The 18911-nt window shown below is 76.8% G+C and carries 13 protein-coding genes and 1 tRNA gene; 10 read left to right on the forward strand and 4 right to left on the reverse strand.

Translation table 11 applies throughout. From position 1 onward, the window contains the following. Nucleotides 1–284: 284 nt before the first annotated feature. The 10 genes from ABIE39_RS09285 to ABIE39_RS09330 all read left to right on the forward strand — a co-directional run bounded on the left by ABIE39_RS09285 (nucleotide 285) and on the right by ABIE39_RS09330 (nucleotide 15259). Entirely contained in the window at nucleotides 285–698 is a 414-nt protein-coding gene (locus tag ABIE39_RS09285; protein ID WP_076405501.1) for a DUF3052 domain-containing protein, read from the forward strand. Then, nucleotides 682–1179 (forward strand): redoxin domain-containing protein, encoded by a 498-nt coding sequence (locus ABIE39_RS09290; protein ID WP_175008392.1) that lies wholly within the window; start codon nucleotides 682–684, stop codon nucleotides 1177–1179. The genes ABIE39_RS09285 and ABIE39_RS09290 overlap by 17 nt, the downstream gene beginning before the upstream one ends. A 69-nt stretch (nucleotides 1180–1248) precedes the next feature. Next, nucleotides 1249–1325: transfer RNA gene (locus ABIE39_RS09295), tRNA-Val, on the forward strand. A 139-nt stretch (nucleotides 1326–1464) separates the two neighbouring features. After that, nucleotides 1465–5193, forward strand: a complete 3729-nt coding sequence (locus ABIE39_RS09300; protein WP_354051454.1) for a DUF4132 domain-containing protein — start codon at nucleotides 1465–1467, stop codon at nucleotides 5191–5193. Between the two features lie 36 nt (nucleotides 5194–5229). Beyond that, nucleotides 5230–6651 carry a YihY/virulence factor BrkB family protein gene (locus ABIE39_RS09305; RefSeq protein ID WP_354051456.1) on the forward strand — a complete coding sequence of 474 codons (1422 nt, stop codon included), beginning with the start codon at nucleotides 5230–5232 and terminating at the stop codon, nucleotides 6649–6651. Further along, complete coding sequence (locus ABIE39_RS09310) at nucleotides 6648–7781, forward strand: ATP-binding protein (RefSeq protein ID WP_114554138.1); 1134 nt, start codon at nucleotides 6648–6650, stop codon at nucleotides 7779–7781. The genes ABIE39_RS09305 and ABIE39_RS09310 overlap by 4 nt, the downstream gene beginning before the upstream one ends. Then, nucleotides 7772–10279: a DUF5682 family protein gene (locus ABIE39_RS09315; RefSeq protein WP_354051458.1), complete on the forward strand. Its 2508-nt coding sequence runs from the start codon at nucleotides 7772–7774 to the stop codon at nucleotides 10277–10279. Before ABIE39_RS09310 ends, ABIE39_RS09315 begins: the two co-directional genes overlap by 10 nt. Next, complete coding sequence (locus ABIE39_RS09320) at nucleotides 10276–11463, forward strand: VWA domain-containing protein (RefSeq protein WP_354051460.1); 1188 nt, start codon at nucleotides 10276–10278, stop codon at nucleotides 11461–11463. Before ABIE39_RS09315 ends, ABIE39_RS09320 begins: the two co-directional genes overlap by 4 nt. Further along, a complete protein-coding gene (locus ABIE39_RS09325) occupies nucleotides 11460–13571 on the forward strand; it encodes a hypothetical protein (RefSeq protein ID WP_354051462.1) in 2112 nt (703 codons plus the stop codon). Before ABIE39_RS09320 ends, ABIE39_RS09325 begins: the two co-directional genes overlap by 4 nt. Next, complete coding sequence (locus tag ABIE39_RS09330; protein WP_354051464.1) at nucleotides 13568–15259, forward strand: bifunctional 3'-5' exonuclease/DNA polymerase; 1692 nt, start codon at nucleotides 13568–13570, stop codon at nucleotides 15257–15259. The genes ABIE39_RS09325 and ABIE39_RS09330 overlap by 4 nt, the downstream gene beginning before the upstream one ends. Before the next feature lie 76 nt (nucleotides 15260–15335). Here ABIE39_RS09330 and ABIE39_RS09335 read toward each other — a convergent pair whose 3' ends face one another. The 4 genes from ABIE39_RS09335 to ABIE39_RS09350 are packed head-to-tail and all read right to left on the reverse strand — an operon-like array spanning nucleotide 15336 to nucleotide 18880. Continuing rightward, on the reverse strand, nucleotides 15336–15836 hold the full coding sequence (locus ABIE39_RS09335) for a VOC family protein (protein WP_354051466.1): 501 nt from the start codon (nucleotides 15834–15836) through the stop codon (nucleotides 15336–15338). Next, on the reverse strand, nucleotides 15802–16707 hold the full coding sequence (locus ABIE39_RS09340) for a helix-turn-helix domain-containing protein (RefSeq protein ID WP_209829646.1): 906 nt from the start codon (nucleotides 16705–16707) through the stop codon (nucleotides 15802–15804). Before ABIE39_RS09340 ends, ABIE39_RS09335 begins: the two co-directional genes overlap by 35 nt. Nucleotides 16708–16724: 17 nt before the next feature. Further along, the gene (locus tag ABIE39_RS09345; RefSeq protein WP_114553951.1) at nucleotides 16725–18437 is read right to left on the reverse strand and encodes a SulP family inorganic anion transporter; all 1713 of its coding nucleotides are present in this window, start codon (nucleotides 18435–18437) and stop codon (nucleotides 16725–16727) included. Next, entirely contained in the window at nucleotides 18434–18880 is a 447-nt protein-coding gene (locus ABIE39_RS09350) for an ArsR/SmtB family transcription factor (RefSeq protein ID WP_209829645.1), read from the reverse strand. Before ABIE39_RS09350 ends, ABIE39_RS09345 begins: the two co-directional genes overlap by 4 nt. Nucleotides 18881–18911 lie beyond the last annotated feature (31 nt).

Genomic DNA, 18911 nt, shown 5'->3' on the forward strand with positions numbered 1-18911 from the left:
TTCACAACGCGCGCGTAAGTCACACCATCGGGTGGTCAAGAGGGCGTGATTTCGGCGACACGGGCCGGACGGCGTGCGCGCCGCCGTCGTAGGGCGGCCCGGCCGTGCCCGACCACGGCGAACGACCCGCGGGACGGCTGTCCGTGGGCGGTGCCTTGCCAAGCACCGCACCCTGCGGTGGGCTACCTTTGCCAGACACGGCAGGTCGTCGTGCGCGCGGGCGCCCGCCCGGGTGCGCGCGACGGCCACCGCACGGACAGGACGAGGAAAGGAACGACACGACAGTGACCGACACCGTAGGGCCCAGCGGGGCGGACCGACTGGGGTTCGCGCCCGGCAACGTGGTCCAGGAGTTCGGCTGGGCGGACGACGTCGACGACGACCTGCGCGGTGAGCTCGAGGAGCTCGTCGGCGGCGAGCTCGTCGACGAGGACTACGACGACGTCACGGACGGCGTGGTCGTGTGGTTCCGCCAGGACGACGGCGACCTCACCGACCTGCTCGTGGACGTCCAGACCGTGCTCGACGACGGCGGCCTCATCTGGGTGCTCACCCCCAAGCCCGGGCGGCCGGGACACGTGGGTCACAACGACATCCAGGAGGCCGCGAACACGGCCGGGCTGCACGCGACGAGCACGTTCGCCATCGCGCCCGACTGGTCCGCGACGAAGCTCGGGACCCGTGGCCGCGGTCGCTGACGACGCCTCGACGACCGGGCGCACCACGCCGCCCGGTCCGGGCGACCCGGCGCCCGACTTCACGCTGCCGGACACCCACGGCACCCCCGTCCACCTCGCGGACCTGCGCGGAGGGCCGGTGCTCCTCGTGTTCTACCCGTTCGCGTTCTCGGGGATCTGCACGGGCGAGCTGTGCGAGCTGCGCGACAACCTCGAGGAGTTCGAGGCGGCCGGCGTCACGCTGCTCGGCATCTCGTGCGACTCGGTGTTCGCGCAGAAGGCGTGGGCCGCGCAGGAGGGCTTCGAGTTCGACCTGCTCTCCGACTTCTGGCCGCACGGCGACGTCGCGCGGGCCTACGGCGTCCTCGACGAGGACAACGGCCTCGCGCTGCGCGGCTCGTTCCTGCTCGACGCCGACGGGATCGTCCGGTGGTCGGTCGTCAACCCGCGCGGGCAGCGCCGTGACCTCGACGGTTACCGGCGGGCGCTGGAACAGCTCTGAGCCCCGGGAGCCCGGCGGTCGTGGCAGGTGGCGGGGTACCGACCCGGTAGGCTGTGCTCCGCCGTTCCAGGGCCTGTAGCTCAGCTGGTTAGAGCGCCACGCTTACACCGTGGATGTCGGGGGTTCGAGTCCCTCCGGGCCCACCACCCCTCCCTTGCCCGCCGGGCACGCCCGTGCCTCGCCCGGACGGGGCGCGCGTCGCCCGGAGGCGGGCAGCGCGCCATGTCGGCGGCCACCCCTAGCATCGGGCCCACCAGCAGCGACGACGTGACGGTGAGGTAGAGGGTGCTCGAGAAGGTCAAGGGTCTGTTCCGGCGTGACGAGGGGCAGACGGGAGTCGACCGCCCGAGCGCTCGGCTCGTCGACGCCTTGAAGGTGCTCGCTGTCGCGTCGCCGGAGCTCGCGGACCGTGCGGTCGCGTACGTGCACCGGGGCGAGGGGCCGGAGGTGCTGCTCGAGCTGGAGACGCTGCGGGGCGGCGACGTCGAGGCCCTCCTCGGCCGTCCCGGCCAGTCCGGGGTCTACTCGTGGACGACCCCTACCCAGGACGACCGGTTGAAGGCCGCCGTACCGGGGTGGACGTCCGCCAAGGCGGTCACCGCGCGCTCCAACCTCTACACGCTGTCGGACTCCGTCACCGTCCCGGAGCTCGTGCGCCTCGGCAGGGTGCTCAGCGCGGTCTCGTCCGAGGTGGACCGTGAGCGGTCGTCGGACCCGCGCTGGCTCACGACGCTCGTCAACGACATGTCGCGGCGCGCGAACGAGCGCCGCCACGGCAAGAACGGCAAGGGCGCGCCCGACCGCTGGACGCCGGACCTGCTCGTGACCCTCGCGGTCGAGGGCGGCGTGCCGGAGGCGGACGCGCCGGCGGTCGTGCTGCGCGAGCTGTTCGAGCGGCCGGCGTCGGCCGGCTGGGCGTCGCGGCACCTGGGCCCGGCGCTGCTGGGCGACCCGGCGCGAGAGTTCGTCGTCGCGCACCTGGACCTCGCGACGCAGGTGCTGCCGGGGGTGAGCGCCGCGGGGCGCGGCGAGCTCGTGGCCCTCGTCGCGGCGGACCCGGCGGCGACGGAGTCGCTCGCCCCGCTGCTCGCCGTGCTCGCCGCGGACACGAGCAAGACGGTGCGCGAGGCGGCGGTCGCCGCGCTCGTCCCGCTCCCCGCGGCGCAGCAGCGCGAGCTCCTCGCCCCTCTCCTCACGTCGCTCCCGGCCTCGCGGCTCGGTGCCGTGGTCACGCGGCTCGCCCAGGTCGACGGCGGCCTGGCCGCCCTGGAGGACGCGGCCGAGCGGTCGACGGGCGCCCGGGCGACGCTGCTGCGCGACACCGTCGAGCGAGCCCGTGTGCTCGACGCCGCACAGGAGGACGAGCCGGAGATCGACGTACCGCCCTTCGAGCCGCTGCCGGAGACCGTGCTCGGCGACGAGGTCGTGCGGGCTGCGCGGTCCGCGATCGACACCGTCCTCGAGCGCGCCCGCGCCGACCAGGCGGCGCACGCAGGGAAGAAGGACGACGACGGGTGGCCGCGGTGGCGCCGCTTGACCGTCGAGCAGGACCTCAAGGAGCTGCCGGGCATCACCGACGAGGACATCCGGGCCTTCGCGGCGTTCCTCTCCGGGACGAGCACCCGGCGCCCCGGCGGCGTCGCGATGCGGCGGCTGTCCGCGCCGGGCGTCTTCTCGCGCCTCCCGGACATCACGCTCCTGCACCGGCTGCGGCTGCATGGCAACGAGGGGCGCGGTCGCAACGAGCGGTTCGGCTGGTACCGGCTCCACGAGGGCGACCTGCTCGACGTCGACCTGCGCGTCCTCGACGAGGCGTTGCGGCGCGTCGGGCGCGACGACGCCGGGGCGCTGGTCGACGAGCTGTACTTCTCGACCTGGTGGGCGACCGACACGGTGACGCCCGAGAACGCGTGGCCCTACTACGCGGGGCACCTCGACCGCCTCGCCGCGGCGCTCGACGACCGCGAGCGCACGTACGGCAGCGCCAAGACCGCCCGGGCGCTCGCGGTGCTCGCGCAGCTCCCGCACGTCCCGCGCCGGTTCCTGCCGCGCCTGACCGAGCTCGCGCTCGGCGAGGGGCGTACCTATCGCGCGACGGCGCAGGCGGCCCTGAGCACGCACCCCGGAGTGCGAGGACTGGCGGAGCAAGGCCTGGGCAACGGCCGGTCCGAGGTGCGCCGCAGCGCGGCGGAGTGGCTCGCCCGGCTCGGCGACGTCGAGGCGGTTCCCGCGTTGCGCGCCGCGCTGGGCAAGGAGCGCAGCGAGGTCGTGCGCGCCGCGCTCCTCACGGCGCTGGAGGTGCTCGGCGAGGACATCTCCGCCGACCTCGCGCCCGACGCGCTGCTCGCGGAGGCGACCAAGGGGCTGCGCGCGAAGAAGCCCGTCAGCATGGCCTGGTTCGACCTCGACGCGCTGCCCGCGGCCCGCTGGGCGGCGGACGGCTCGCCCGTGGACCCGACGGTCCTGCGCTGGTGGGTCGTGCTCGCGGTCAAGCTCAAGGACCCGAGCGGTGCCGGGCTGCTGGAGCGGTACCTGTCGCTGCTCCAGGAGGAGGACCGCGCCCGGCTCGGCAGCCACGTGCTCGCGGCGTGGGTCGCGCAGGACACGCGCAACCCCTCGCCGCAGGAGAGCGACGCGTACGCGACGGCCGGTGCCCAGCTGCGGTACGACCAGTACCAGGCGTGGGCCAAGCGCTCGCCCGAGCACTACTCGGTCGAGGCGTCCAAGACGGTCGAGGACCACCATCGCGACCTCTACCGCGAGCACCAGGCCACGTACGTCGGCTCGGCGGTCAAGGACAAGGGTCTGCTCGCCCTGACGGTCGCGATGCCCGGCGCCGAGCTCGCCGCGACGTTCCAGCGCTACGCGAAGGCGCACGTCGGGCGCCGCGCGCAGACCGAGGCGCTCGTGCACGCGCTCGCCGCCAACGGGCAGCCGGCCGCGATCCAGGAGCTCCTCGCCGTCTCGCGGCGGTTCCGCCAGGCCACGGTCCAGGAGACCGCGCAGCGGCTCGCGGGCGAGCTCGCGGAGCGGCGCGGCTGGACGGCGGACCAGCTCGCCGACCGCACCGTCCAGACCGCCGGCTTCGAGGACGACGGGCTGCTCCACCTCGACCTCGGCTCCCGGGAGTACGTCGGGCGCATCACCCCCGCGTTCACGCTCGAGCTCACGAGCGACGCCGGGAAGGTGGTCAAGGCGCTCCCGGCACCCCGGGCGCAGGACGACCCCGAGCTCGTCGCGGCCGCCAAGAAGCAGCTCACCGCGAGTCGCAAGGAGCTCAAGGCCGTCGTCGCCCTGCAGACCCAGCGGCTCTACGAGGCGATGTGCGTGGGCCGCACGTGGACGGCCTCGGAGTGGCAGGAGTACCTCCTCGGTCACCCCGTGATGTCGCGGCTCGTCGAGCGGCTCGTCTGGGTCGAGAACCCCGGGACGGAGGGTGCCCGCCCGTTCCGGCCCGACGGCGGCGCGCTCGTGGACGCCGACGACGAGGACGTGGAGCTCGGGGAGGGGTCGACGGTCGGGCTCGCGCACGCCGTCCTGCTCGGTCCGGAGGCGACGGCCGCCTGGACGGCCCACCTGTCGGACTACGAGGTCGCCCCGCTCTTCGCGCAGCTCGACGTCGCGACGCCCGACGTCCCCGCGGGAGCGACGGCGATCGACGACCACAAGGGTTGGTTCTCCGACAGCTTCTCCATCCGCGGGCGTGCGACGAAGCGCGGCTACTCCCGCTCGCAGGCCGAGGACGCCGGGTGGTTCAGCGCGTACACCAAGGCTTTCACGAGCGCGGGGATCGTCGTGCAGATCGAGTTCACGGGGTCGTTCGTCCCCGAGGAGAACATCCCGGCCGCGGTGACGGCGCTGACGTTCGAGCGGACGGGTCGCGGCTCCGGGCGGGGGACCGCGCGGATCGCGGACCTGCCGCCCGTCCTCGTCGCGGAGGCGTACCGCGACTACGTGGCGGTGGCCGGGGCGGGGTCGTTCGACCCCGACTGGGAGCGGAAGAGCCAGTGGTGACCCGGCGGACGCTCCCGTGAGCGACGGCGCCGCCCCGTGATCGTCGTCGCGACGCTCGCCTGGCTGCTCGTGGCCGTGCTCGCGCGCCGGTCGCCGACAGTCCGGTCCACGGTGAGCACGGCGACGTCGACGCTGCTCGCCCTCGCGGGCGTCGGGGCGGTCGTCGTCGTGGTGGCCGTCGCCGCGGACGACGGCGGGGCGCGGGCGCTCGGCGCGCTCGCGAGCGTGCCCGCCGCGGCCGGCGCGGTCGCGGCGGGGACGTGGTGCGCGCGCGCGGTGGTCCGCCCGTGGATGGTGCGGCGGCGCGAGCGCGCGGCGGGCCGCGTGCCGTGGCAGGACCGCGTGCTCGCGGCCGCGGCGCGCACCGGACCGCGCGTGCGGGGCGTGCGCGTCGCCGACGTCGCCGCCCGCTCGGCGTTCCGCGTCGCCGGGGTCCGCGTCACGGGTCTCGCCGCCGAGATGTCGTACTACGGGCTCATCTCGCTCATCCCGCTGACGACCGCGGTCGGGTCCAGCCTCGGATTCCTGCGCCCGCTCCTCGGCGACGACACCGTCGACTCGATCCGCTCGTCGATCGTCGGCGGGCTCACCACGGTGTTCGCCGAGCACGTGTCGACCTCCGTCGTCGCGCCGCTCGTCGACAGCCTGCTCGACGAGCAGCGCACCGGGTTCGCCGTCGGGTCCTTCCTCGTGGCGCTCTGGCTCGCGAGCCGCGTCTTCCGCGCCGCGGTCCGTGCGCTGGACGACGCGTACGGCGTCGAGCGGCGCCGCGGGGTCGTGGCGCAGTACGTGCTCGGGGTCGCGCTCGCCCTCGGCGCGATCGTCACGGCGGTGTCCGTCGTCGCGCTCGTCGTGGTCGGCCCGCTCCTGGGCGACGGGACCGACCTGGCCGAGCGGCTCGGTCTCGACGCCGCGTTCCGGCAGACGTGGGACGTGCTGCGCTGGCCGACGGTGGTGCTCGTGTGCGGCGCGTACCTCACGCTGCTCTACCGGTACGCACCGAACGTCGACACGTCGTGGCGGCGGTGCCTGCCGGGCGCGGCCGTCGGGACGGGCGGCGTCCTGCTCGTGTCGTGGGGGTTCGGGCTCTACGTCCGGCTCGCGGGACCGGCGGCGCCGGGCACGGAGGCCGGGGCGACGGCGGTCGTCCAGGCGGCCGGGCAGATGCTCGGCCTCGTCCTCGCCGGGGTCCTGTGGGGCTGGCTCACGAGCATCGTCGTGCTCGTGGGCGGCGTCGTGAACGCGGAGGCCGACCCGCACCGCGTGGTCCCGGCGGGTCGGGCCACGGGCGGGTCGTGGGCCGGCGGCCAGGGCGCCACGACGTCGGCCGCGCCCGCCGGACCCGTCGACGACCGTCCCCGGCGCACCGGCGCCGGCCGTGTGGGACGCGGCTCCTACGCTGACCTGCAGGACCACGGGCACGGTGCCCGCGACCGGACCGAGGAGGAGCCCGGGTGACGAGCACGACCACCGGTGACGAGCAGGCGCCCCCGGCGCTCGCGGAGCTGCGACCGCCGGCGGAGGTCCGGTACGCCGACGAGCTCGCGGCGCTCGCGGACGCCGACGCCCGGCGCGGGGCCGACGTCCCGCCGGGCTGGCGCCTGAGCCCGCGCGCCGTGCGGGCGTTCGTCGTGGGCGACCGGGAGCTGGGCGTGAGCCGCAAGTTCTTCGGCGACGACCCGCTCGTCGACCGCGCGGTCGTGTCGCTGCTCGGCCGGCAGGGCCTCATGCTCGTCGGCGAGCCCGGCACGGCGAAGTCCCTGCTGTCCGAGCTGCTCGCGGCGGCCGCGAGCGGCACGTCGACCCTCACGGTGCAGGGCACCGCGGGCACGAGCGAGGACCACGTGCGGTACTCGTGGAACTACGCGCTCCTCATCGCGGAGGGGCCCAGCGAGCGCTCGCTCGTCCCGTCGCCCGTCTACCGCGCGATGGAGAGCGGGCGCGTCGCGCGGTTCGAGGAGATCACGCGCTGCGCCCCGGAGATCCAGGACACGCTCGTGTCCGTGCTCTCCGAGAAGCAGCTCATGGTCCCCGAGCTCGGCGCCGACGCCCGCGTCGCGGCGCGGCCCGGGTTCAACGTGCTCGCCACCGCGAACCTCCGCGACCGCGGGGTCCACGAGATGTCGGCCGCGCTCAAGCGGCGCTTCAACTTCGAGACGGTCGCGCCGATCCGCGACCGCGCGTTCGAGATCGAGCTCGTCGAGACGCGCCTCACCGCGGAGCTCGGGCCCGCCGCAGAGCGGCCCGTGCTCGACCGCGACGTGCTCGAGGTGCTCGTCACCGTGTTCCAGGACCTGCGCACCGGCACGACGGCGAGCGGAGCACCGGTCAAGCGCCCCGAGACCGTCATGTCGACGGCGGAGGCGGTGAACGTCGCGATCGCGGCGTCGCTCGAGGCGCGCTACCTCGGCGACGGCACGGTCACGGCGGGGCAGGTCGCTCGCCAGGTGGGCGGCGTCGCGCTCAAGGGCGACGAGGAGGACGCACGGCGGCTGCGGCACTACGTGGACAACGTCGTGCGGGAACGTGCGCGGTCGGACGCGCGCTGGAAGGACTTCCTCACGGCGGCGGGCGACCTGTGGCGGTAGCCCTGCGCGCCGCGTGGGACGCCGCGCCGCCGCGGCTGCGCCAGGCGGCCCACGACCTCGCGCTGCTGCGTGAGCGCGACGGCGTGCACCTCGTCGGGGTGCGCCACCACAGCCCTGCGTGCGCGGTCGCGGTGGCCGCGCTCGTCGCCGAGGTCCGGCCGTCCGTCGTGCTCGTCGAGGGACCCGAGGAGTACACGCGCCTGCTGCCCGCGCTGCTCGACGAGCGGACGGTCCCGCCCGTCGCGGTCCTCAGCCTCGCGGGCGATCCCGCGGACGCCGCGGGAGGCGGCGCGCGGGCCGCGGGCTTCTACCCGCTCGCGCGGTACTCGCCGGAGTGGGTCGCGCTGCGCGCGGGCCACGCGGCGGGGGCGGAGCTCGCGTTCGTCGACTCCCCGTGGGGGGAGCGGGCGGCCGAGGAGGACGACGAGCGGGAGGCCGCCGCGCGCACCGTCCTCGCGGAGCGCCACCTCGCGTACTCGCGCACGGTCGCCCGGCTCGCGGAGCGGCTCGGGTGCCGCGACCACGACGAGCTGTGGGACCACCTCTTCGAGGCGCGCGAGACGGCGCGCCTGCAGGACTGGCGCGAGCTCGTCGACGACGTGTTCGCGTGGGCCGCGCTCGCACGGCTCGACTACGAGGAGGAGGCGCTCGCCGCCGACGGCTCGCTCGACCGCGAGGCGCGCATGTCCGCGCGCGTCGCGGAGCACGCGGCGCGCGCGGACGGGCCGGTCGTCGTCGTCACGGGGGCGTTCCACACGCTCGCCCTCGTGGAGGCGCTCGTCGGGAGCGAGCACGGCGCGGCGGTCGTGGCGCGGCGCCCCGCGGACGGGTACGGCGCGCTCGCCGAGGCCCCCGCGTGGCTCGTCCGCTACGACGACGAGCGGCTCGACGCCCTGCGGGGGTACGGCGCAGGCATGCCCGCGCCGGGCTACTACGACCGCCTCTGGTCCGCGCACCACGACGCGGCCGGGCCCGCTGCCGCCGCGACCGGGGTGCTCGTCGACGTCGGGCGTGGGGCGTCGGAGCGCGGGGCGCTCGGGAGCGTCGCGCAGTCCCAGGCCGCCGTCGAGCACGCGCACCGGCTCGCGGTCCTGCGCGAACGGCCCTGGCCGTGCCGCACCGACCTGCTCGACGCGATCACCTCCTGCTACGTGAAGGACCCGGACGACCTGGACGCCGCGGGCGACCGCCCGCTCGGCCTCGCGGTCGCCGAGATCTTCGCCGGGCGCGCGCTCGGGGACGTCGCCCCGGGCGGCGCGGCCCCGCCGCTCGTCGAGGAGGCACGGGCACGCGCGCGGGCGCTGCGCCTCGACGTGTCCGACGCCGTGCCGCGCACCGTGCGGCTCGACGCCCGCCGTCGTGCCGCGCACCGCGACCGGCGCCGGTTCCTCGCGCTGTGCGCGTTCCTCGACCTGGGGCTCGCCCGCCGGGTGTCCGGCCCCGACCACGTCGCGGGCCGCGGGCTGGGCCTCGTGCTGGAGGAGTGGACGTACGCCTGGACACCGCTCGTCGAGGCGCGCCTCGTCGAGCTCTCCCACCGTGGCGCGACGCTCGAGGCGGTCGCGGTCGCGCTGCTCGACGACGCGCGCGACCGGGCGCGCGAGGAGCGCTCGAGCGACGCCGTCGCACGCCTCGTCGCGCAGTGCGTCGTCGTCGGGCTGCCGGATCGTCTGCCCCCGCTCGTCGCGCTCGTGCGGTCGACGCTCGACGTGGACCCGTCGCTCGCGTCGGTCGTCGCCGGCATGCGGCGGCTCGTGGGGCTGTGGCGGGCACGCGTCGAGCTCGAGCTGGGCGACCACGCGGAGGCCCTGCTCGACCTCGCGGAGCAAGGGCTGGCCACGGCCGCGTACCTGGTCCCGGACCTCGCGGCGGCTGACGCGACGACGCAGGACGACGCGCTGGCGTGCCTCGTCGCGCTGCGGTCTCTGGTGCGCGACGTGCGCGGCGCGGGCCGGGACGGTCCGGGCTCGGCGCCCACCGCGGTGGGGCAGGCGCTCGCGCGCGTGCGCGAGGACGCCGACGCCTCCCCGGCGGTGCGCGGTGCGCTCACCGCGTTCGCCGCCGTCGACGACGAGCTGGGTGACCGGCCCGGCGAGAACGGGCTCGTCGAGCGCGTGCGCGCCCAGCTGGCGCCGGGGGCGGACCCGGTGGCCGCGACGGCGTTCCTCGGCGGGGTCCTGCGCGCGGCCCCGGACCTGCTGCTCCACACGCCCGAGCTGTTCGACGCGGTCGACGAGGGTCTGCGCGGCCTCGACGAGGACGCGTTCCGTGCGGTCCTGCCGGACCTGCGCCGCGCGTTCACGCGGTTGCGGCCCACCGAGACGCACCGGCTCGCCGAGCGCGTCGCCGCCCGGACCGGGACGCGCGCGGACGCGCTCGACCGGCGCGTGGACGTCTCGGAGGACGACCTGCGGGCCGGGCTCGTCGTGGAGCGCGAGCTCGTCGCGGTCCTCGAGCGGGACGGGCTCGGCGCGTGGGCGCGCGGGAGCGTCTCGTGACCGCGGGCGGCGACGGCCTCGGCGCGGACGTCCGTGCCGACGTCCGCGCGGACGACCGGGAGGCCGCCCGCCGCTGGCGGCTCGTGCTGGGCCGGTACGCGGGCGACGCCCTGCCCGTGGCGCCGTCGGACCAGGCGATCGACCGCACGCTCGGGCACCTCTACGACCGCGAGTACACCGCGCGCGGCCACCGGCACGGCAGCGGCGGCGGGCCGGACGGCGGTGGGAGGAGCGGCCGCGGAGGGTCGGTCGTCGAGGGGCTCGACTGGCTGGGGTCGGCGCGCGAGCTGTTCCCGCGCGAGACGTTCGAGCGCATGCAGGTCGAGGCGGTCGGCCGGTACGGCATGACGGAGCTGCTCGCCGACCCGCAGGCGGTCGAGGCCGTCGAGCCGAGCACGGAGCTGGCGTCGGCGCTCCTGCGCGTGCGGGGCAGGCTCGGGCCGCAGGTGCAGGACGGGCTGCGACGGATCGTCGCGCGCGTCGTCGACGACGTGGTGCGCCGCCTGCGCCCCCGTTTCGTGACGGCCGTCGACGGGCGCCGGGACCGGTCCCGGCGGTCGTTCGTGCGGTCGAGCCGGACGTTCGACGCCGCCGGGACCGTCCGCGCCAACCTCGGCCGCTGGGACCCGGAGCGCAAGCGTCTGCTCGTCACGGACCTGCGGTTCTCGGCGCGGCGGCGCAGAGCGCTGTCGTACGACGTCGTGCTGCTCGTCGACCAGTCGGGGTCCATGGCGGCCTCGGTGCTCTACAGCGCGGTGAGCGCGGGCATCCTCGCGGGGCTGCCCGGGATCACGGTCCGCCTCGTGCTGTTCGACACGGCGGTCGTCGACATGTCGCACCTCGCGCACGACCCGGTGACGGTGCTGCTCACCGCGCAGCTCGGCGGCGGGACCGACATCGCGCGCGCCGTGCGGTACGCGGAGCAGCACGTGCGCGACCCGCGGCGCACCGTCGTCGCGCTCGTCAGCGACTTCGACGAGGGTGGCTCGGTGTCCCAGCTCGTGTCCGCGGTGGGGCGCCTGCACGCGTCGGGCGTCCGGCTGCTCGGGCTCGCGGCCCTCGACGGGCAGGCGAACCCCGCGTACGACCGCGGCGTCGCCCGCAGGCTCGCGGAGCAGGGCATGGAGATCGCGGCGCTGACGCCGGAGCGGTTCGCCGAGTGGCTGGGCGAGGTGCTCCCGTGAGCGGGGTCGCCGCCGGGCTCGGTGCGTGGGCCGCGGTGTACGCGGGGTACGACGACGACGCGCTCGCCACCCTCGCGAGCCCGGGCCTCGTCCGGCGCGCCCGCAAGGACGTCGCCGCCGGGCGGGTCGAGCCGGTCGAGGCGCGCCCCGACGGCGTCGCGGTGTCCGTGGGCGGGATGCAGGTCGAGCTCGATGCGGGTGGTCCTGCCGAGGCGCGGTGCGCGTGCCCGACGCCGGGCGCGTGCCAGCACGTCGTGGCCGCGAGCCTGTGGGTGCGGGAGGCGGGCTCCGCGCCCGCGGAGACTCCCGCCGTGGCAGGCGACGGGGCGGCGGCGTCCGCTCCTACCCCGGACCCGGTGGCCGAGATCCTCGCGCTCGACCCGCGCGTCGTGCACCGCGCCGCGGGCGCCGCCGTCGTGCGGGCGGTCGCCGAGACGACGCCCCGCCCTCCCGCGGGAGCCACGGTCGACGGTCTCCCCACGGAGGCGGCGGTCGGCGGCCCTCCCGTGGAGGTGGTGGTCGACGGCCCGCGCGCGGTGGTCTCGTGGCCGGGCGCGCCACGCGTCACCTACGTCGCGGGGGCGGGGTTCGCGGGCATGCTCGTGGCCCGCGAGGGGACGGCGTGGAGCGACGCGGAAGAGCGCCGCTGGCGGCTGGAGGCGCTCGCGCACGTGTGGCGCGCGCACGACCGCCCGTGGCCCTGGCCCGAGCGGGCCGCGACCGCGCCCCGTGCCACGGGCGTCCCGGAGGCACGAGCGGTGGCCGACGAGGTCGTGCGCGCGGTCGAGCGGCTGCTCGACGCCGGGCTCTCGCACGTGGGCCGCGACGACCTGGAGGAGCTGCGCGGTGCGGGCGTGGTCGCGCGGCTCGGCCGACGGCCCGCGGTCCAGCGCCTCGTCACGTCCGCGGTCGGACGGCTCGAGGCGCTCGTGGACCGCCGCGGCGCGGTGGACGAGACGGACTGCCTCCTGGCCCTGGCCGAGCTGTGGGCGTACGTGCAGGCGGACCCGCCGCCCGACGCCGGCACGCCCGACGAGCGCACGACCGACCTGGCCCGGGTCGTGCCGCTCGGTGCGCGCTGGTGGGTCGCGGCGTCGGGCGCGCGCGGGGTGACCGTGCACCTGTGGGACGCGGACGCCGGGCGCGTCCGATCGGTCACCACCGGCCGTCCGCCGGGCGCCGACCCGACCTTCCGGCGCTCGTGGGACCTCCCGCTCGTCTGGGGCCGGTCGGTCGAGGCGCTGTGCCGCGGCCCGTTCGCGCTCCGCGGCGCGACCGAGCGCGCGGGCACGGGGCTGCGCGCGGGCGAGGGGCCCGCCGTCGAGCCGCTCGGGGTGCTCGACGCCGACGAGCTCCGTGACGTCGCGGCCCGCACCGCGACGACCCCGCCGCGGGCCGAGGCCGGGTTCGGGCGGACGCCCGCCGTCGTGCGGGTCGTCATGGTGCGTGAGGCGGGCGCGATCGGGCTCGACGAGGTCGCGCAGGAGCTCACCTGGACGCTGGTCGCGGCGGACGGCGCGGAGACGGTCGTGCGCGTCGACGCCGCGGACGAGGCGGCGTGCGACACCCTGCTCGGGGTCGCGGCGGGGAGCCGGCGCGTGGTCGCCGTCGCCGTCGAGCGCGACCTGGCGTCGCGGCGTGACGAGGCCGTCGGCCTGTTCGTCGACCGCCCGGGCGAGGGCCTCGACGTCGTCGTCCCGACGCTGACGCCGGCGTACGACCACCGGGCGTGGTCGACCCCGTGGGCCCGGCTCCGGGCGCGCGTCCGGTCGCTGCGCGGGCGTGCGGTGACGCACGCGCGGGACGTGGTCGTGCCCACGCCCGTCGAGGACGTGTGCGACACGCTGCTCGACTCGGTCGTGGCGCTCGCCGCGACGGGTCGCCGGCACCTCACGCCGCACCAGGCGAGCGCGCTCGCGCGTGCCGCGCGCACCGCGGACGATCTCGGGGCGACGACGCTCGCCACCACGGTCGGGCTCGTCGCGCACGCGCCCGACGCGGCCGGGCTCCTGCGTGCCGGCTTCGTCGCCGCCCGGGGCCGGACGCTCGCGCGCGCCGTCGCCGCCGCGCCCGCCCCTGGGCCCCGAGCGCGGGAGGCGGGCGCGTGAGCACGTACGCGGTCCACGTCGGCTCGCCGGGACGGGCCCGGGTCGAGCACGTCGCGGACGGGCCGCCGGACCCGGTCCGCGAGACCTGGGACGACACGAACCGGTGGTACCCGGCCCTGCTCGCGGCCGGGCGACGCGTGGAGCGGTCGCACGACCTGCGTCTGTCCCACGTGCTCCTGCGGCGCTCGCGGCTCGTCGCGGGCACGCCGTTCGCGCGGCGCGACCCCGGCCCGTGGGACGAGCTCGCCGCGGTGCCGGCCGGGCGCGACCCGTCCGTGCCGCCGCAGCCCGTCGGGCTGTTCGAGCTCGGCGCGCAGGACGGCCCGAGCGTGCGGCTCGACCCGGTCGCGGAGCTCCGAGACCAGCTCGCGACCGTCGCCGCCGCGGACGGCCCGGACGCGGCCGGACGGCTGCGCCTGCTGCTCGCCGGCGAGTCCGCGGGCGCGCTCGTCGCCGCCGAGATGCACCACGCGGGCGTGCCGTGGCGCGCCGACGTGCACGACGCGATCCTCAGCAACGAGCTCGGGCCGCGGCCCCGGCCGGGAGAGCGGCCCGCGCGCATGGAGGAGCTCGTCGCGCGCATCCGCGCCGCGCTCGACGCGCCACCCACGCTCAACCCCGACTCCCACCCCGACCTGCTCAAGGCGCTGCAGTACGCGGGCGTCGGCGTGCGGTCCCTGCGCAAGGGGGAGCTCGAGCGCACGGACCACCCCGTCGTCGAGCCGTTGCTCGAGTACAAGAAGCTCGCGCGGCTCCTCACGGCGAACGGCTGGGCGTGGCTCGACACCTGGGTGCACGACGGCCGGTTCCGGACCGAGTACGTCGTGGGCGGGGTCGTCACGGGTCGGTGGGCGTCGAGCGGCGGGGGAGCGCTGCAGCTCCCGAAGCAGGTGCGGCGCGCCGTCGTCGCAGACCCGGGCTGGAGGCTCGTCGTGGCCGACGCCGCGCAGCTCGAGCCGCGCGTGCTCGCCGGGCTCGCGCACGACGAGCGGATGGCCGCCGCAGGGCGTGGCGGCGACATGTACGCGGGGATCGTCGCGTCGGGCGCCGTCGCGACCCGCGACCACGCGAAGGTGGGGATGCTCGGCGCGATGTACGGCGGCACGACGGGCGACAGCGCGCTCGTGCTGCCGCGGCTCGCGAAGGCGTTCCCCGACGCCATCGGCCTCGTGGAGCGCGCCGCCCAGGCGGGTGAGCGCGGCGAGGTCGTCTCGACGCTCCTCGGCCGCAGCTCCCCGCGGCCCGGCGAGTCGTGGCACGCCGCCCAGGACGGGGCGTACGCGGTCGAGGACGCCGGTGCCACCGAGGACGCCGCGTCCGGGGCCGACGCGCAGGCGCGGGCCCGGTCGTACACGCGGGCGTGGGGCCGGTTCACGCGCAACTTCGTCGTGCAGGGCACCGCGGCCGAGTGGGCGCTGTGCTGGCTGGCGTCGATCCGGCGGCGCTTGTGGGACCTGCCCCTCGCCGCGACCCCCGGCGCGGCGCCCGCCCCGTTCGCCGACCGTGCGCACCTCGTCTTCTTCCTGCACGACGAGGTCGTCGTGCACGCGCCGGCGGAGCTCGCCGAGACGGTCGCGCACGAGGTCCGCGCCGCGGCGGCCGAGGCGGGACGCCTGCTGTTCGGCGACTTCCCGGTCGACTTCCCGCTGACCGTCGCGGTCGTCGACCACTACGCCGAGGCGAAGTGAGGCGCGGCGAGGCGAGGCGGGGCCGGGCGCACCGCGCCCGACCGGCGGCGTGCGGCGGGCAGCACGCCCGACGCCGTCACCGCCGCGGCTCGCCGCGGTACGTGCCGAAGGACCAGAGGTTGCCCTCGGGGTCCTGGAGCACGAGCTCGCGGCTCCCGTAGTCGGTCTCGCGCAGCGGCACGACGACGCGGCCACCCGTGCCGGGCACGCGCTCGCGCAGCCGGGCGTCCAGCGCCTCGATCGCGGCGTCGTCGGGCACGACGACGTACGTGCCGCACGTCCCCGGCTCGCGTGACCACTCCCGCTCGGGGGAGTGGCTGCCGAGCATGATCCCGCCGCCGTGCGGCCAGTCGAGCTGGGCGTGCGCGACGTCGCGGTCGTCGCCCGCCATGACGGCCGTCGCGACGAACCCGACGACGTCGGTGAGGAACGCGACGAGCGCACGGGCGTCGCGCGCCTGGAGGGTCGGCCAGACCTGGGGGCTCGGCGTCCCGGGCGGCGTCCCGGTCGGGGTCCCGGCCGTCACGGCGGCGAGGGCGTGGTCAGCGGTGTCCCGGGTGCTCTCGTGGATGCTCATGGTCCCAGCCTGGGCCGTCGGTGTGGCCCCCGGCTTGGATGTTCCCGACCTCCTCGCGGACCCACCCCGTCGGGGTCGTGCCGGCGAACCGGCGGAAGTCGCGCACGAGGTGGGAGTGGTCGGCGTACCCGGCGCTCGCGGCGACGTCCGCCAGCGTGCGGGGACCGCGGCCGAGGGCGAGGCGCTGCACCGCGCGACGGGCGGCGTCGAACCGCGCGAGCCCGCGTGCGGCGCGGGGGGACACCCCGAGCTCTGCCCGGAACAGGGTCTCCAGACGGCGTTCGCCCAGCGCCACGTGCCGCGCGACGTCCCGGACCCGGGCGCGCCCGCGCGTCCGCACGAGCACCCGCCACGCCTCCGCGACCTCGGGGCGCACGCCGTCGCACCGGGTGGCGGAGCCGCCTGGTGCGGCCCCGCCGGGTGTCGCGAGCGCCGCCCGCACGACGTCGAACGCCGCGGCCCACGAGCCCGCCTCGGCCACCTGCTCGCGCAACCGCTCGGCGACGGGTCCGAGCACCGCGTCCGCGTCCTCGACGAGGCCGAGGTCGCCGGCCCGGACACCGAGCAGCTCGCGGCACGCGAGGGGGTCGAGGGCGAGCTGCACGCCCGCCTGCTCGGGCGGCTGGTGGATGTACGCGGGCCGCGTGTGCAGGCCGCCGACGAGCGACGCGTACCGCGTCGGCGCCGCGTCCGGTCCGACCGCCGTCGGCACGACGCCCGCGGTGCTCACGACGAGCGTGAGCCACGGCGACGGCAGGCCGCGATGGACGGACGGCGTGCCGTCCGTCGTCGCGGTCCGCAGGCGGTACCCGACCATCGACACGACGCCGGGCGGCAGCGTCGGCGGCAGGGCCCGCACGTACTCGTGCACCGCTCCAGGCTAGGCAGTCAGCTCGACGGTCGCAGCCCGCGCACCTGCGGGACGTCCGTGCCGGTGGCCGCGCGACGCACGTGGGAGCGCGCGTGCTCGATCGCGTCGTCGAGGGAGTCGAAGAGGTGGTTCTCGTGCCGGAGCTCCGCGAGCGCGCCGACGTTCGTGAGCAGCGCGCGGTGCCGGTCCTGCACCCCCTTGACGAGGACGGTCACGCCGCGCGCCTCGAGGCCCTCGACGAGCTCGCCGAGCGCCCTCGCGCCGGTCGCGTCGACCATGCGGAGCTGGGAGAGCCGGAGGATCACGACCAGGACGTCGTCGTGCGCCGAGGCGTCGGACACCTCGGCGAGCACCCGGTCCGCGGCGCCGAAGAACATGGAGCCCTCGAGGCGGAAGAGCGCGACGTGCTCGTCGCCCGGCTCGGCGGGGCCGGGGAGCGGGTCACGGTGCACCCCCGAGGCGCGGGCGACGGTGCGCAGCGCGAAGAACGCGGCGACGAGGATGCCGATCTCGATGGCCTGCACGAGGTCGAACGCCACGGTGACGACGGCGGTCACGGCGAAGGTGGCCGCGCTGGAGCGCCCGGCGCCGACGACGGAGCGGATCGTGCGTCCGCCGATCATCCGGAAGCTCGTGACCATGAGGACGCCGGCGAGGGCGGCGAGCGGGATCCGCGAGACGGGACCGGTGGCGAGGTACATGACCGCGAGGATCACGACGGCGTGCACGACGGCGGCGAGCCGCGTGCGGGCGCCGGAGCGCACGTTGACCGCGGTGCGCGCGATGGCGCCGGTGGCGGGCATGCCGCCGAAGAGGCCGCTGGCGACGGAGGCGACGCCCTGGCCGACGAGCTCCCGGTCGGGCTGGTAGACGGAGCCACCGCCGGGCCCGGACTGCACCATGGTCGCCGCCACGCGGGCGGACAGCAGGGACTCGATCGCCGCGAGCGCGGCGATCGCGAGCGCGGCGCCGCCGAGGTCGCGCAGCGCGCCGGGTGTCACCGAGGGCAGGACGGGCGCGGGCAGCGACGACGGCAGGGCGCCGATGCGTGGGACGGGCGCGCCGAGCACCTCGACGAGGACCGTGGCGAGCACGACCGCGACGAGCGACGCGGGGACCGCCGCGTGGAGGCGGGGGAGCAGCAGCATCGTCGCGGCGACGAGCGCGACGCAGCCGAGCGTCCACAGCACCGGGGCGGCGGGTACGTCGGTCACGGCGGCGCGCACGGCCTCCACGGCGGACACCAGGGTGTTGTGGCCGGGTGCGGCCTCGACGCCGACCGCGGCCGGGACCTGCTGGAGGAAGATGATGCACGCGATCCCGAGCGTGAACCCCTCGACGACCGGCCACGGGATGTACGTGACGACCCGCCCGAGCCGGGCGAGCCCGGCGACGAGGACCACGAGCCCGGCGAGGACGGTGACGAGCGCCACCGATCCTGGGCCGTGCGTGACGACGACCGGCGCGAGCACGACCGCCATCGCTCCGGTCGGCCCGGACACCTGGTGGTTCGACCCGCCGAGGACCGCCGCGACGACACCGGCGACGACGGCGGTGACGAGCCCGGCGGCGGCCCCGACCCCGGAGCTGACGCCGAACGCGAGCGCGAGCGGGAGGGCGACGACGCCCACGGTGACGCCGGCGAGGAGGTCGGCGCGCAGGGTCCGGGGCCGCAGGTCGTAGTCGGAGCGCCGGGGCAGCAGGTCGCGGACGGCGGCGAGGCGGTTCATGCCGAGGGGGACGACGCGGTGGTCGCGTCGAGCACGGCGCGCGCGGACGCGCCGGGCAGGGCCGGGAGCCGACGCGCGGCCTCGAGCTGGTCGGACGCGCCCGCGAGGTTCGACAGCAGGAACGCTCGCGCCACGACGAGGAGCTCGGCGACGAGCGGCTCGGCGAGGCGGTACTCGACGGCGTTCCCGCTGCGCGTGGAGGTCACGACGCCCGCTCGGCGCAGCACCGCGAGGTGCTGGGAGAGCTGGGACGCCTCGCACCCGGTGACGTCGAGCAGCACGGAGACGGGCGCGGTGTGGTCGGCGTCGGCGGCGAGGACCTCGAGCACCTGGATGCGTGTGGGGTGCGCGAGGCACCGGAAGAGCTCGGCCTTGATGCGGTAGAGGGGAGCGGTCTCGTCGGTGCCGGGGGCGTCGTCGTCGGGTCGGGGTGGGCGGGGCACGGGTCCTCCGGTGCAGCGGGATGATGGATTG

It is taken from the genome of Cellulosimicrobium sp. 4261 (assembly GCF_040546915.1).
In the GTDB taxonomy this organism is placed as follows: Bacteria; Actinomycetota; Actinomycetes; order Actinomycetales; family Cellulomonadaceae; genus Cellulosimicrobium; species Cellulosimicrobium cinnabarinum.

What these genes read in the sequence shown, in the direction of transcription:
- ABIE39_RS09335 (WP_354051466.1), bottom strand. Translation starts at nt 15,836, where the DNA reads ATGAGCATCCACGAGAGCACCCGGGACACCGCTGACCACGCCCTCGCC.
- ABIE39_RS09345 (WP_114553951.1), bottom strand. Translation starts at nt 18,437, where the DNA reads ATGAACCGCCTCGCCGCCGTCCGCGACCTGCTGCCCCGGCGCTCCGAC.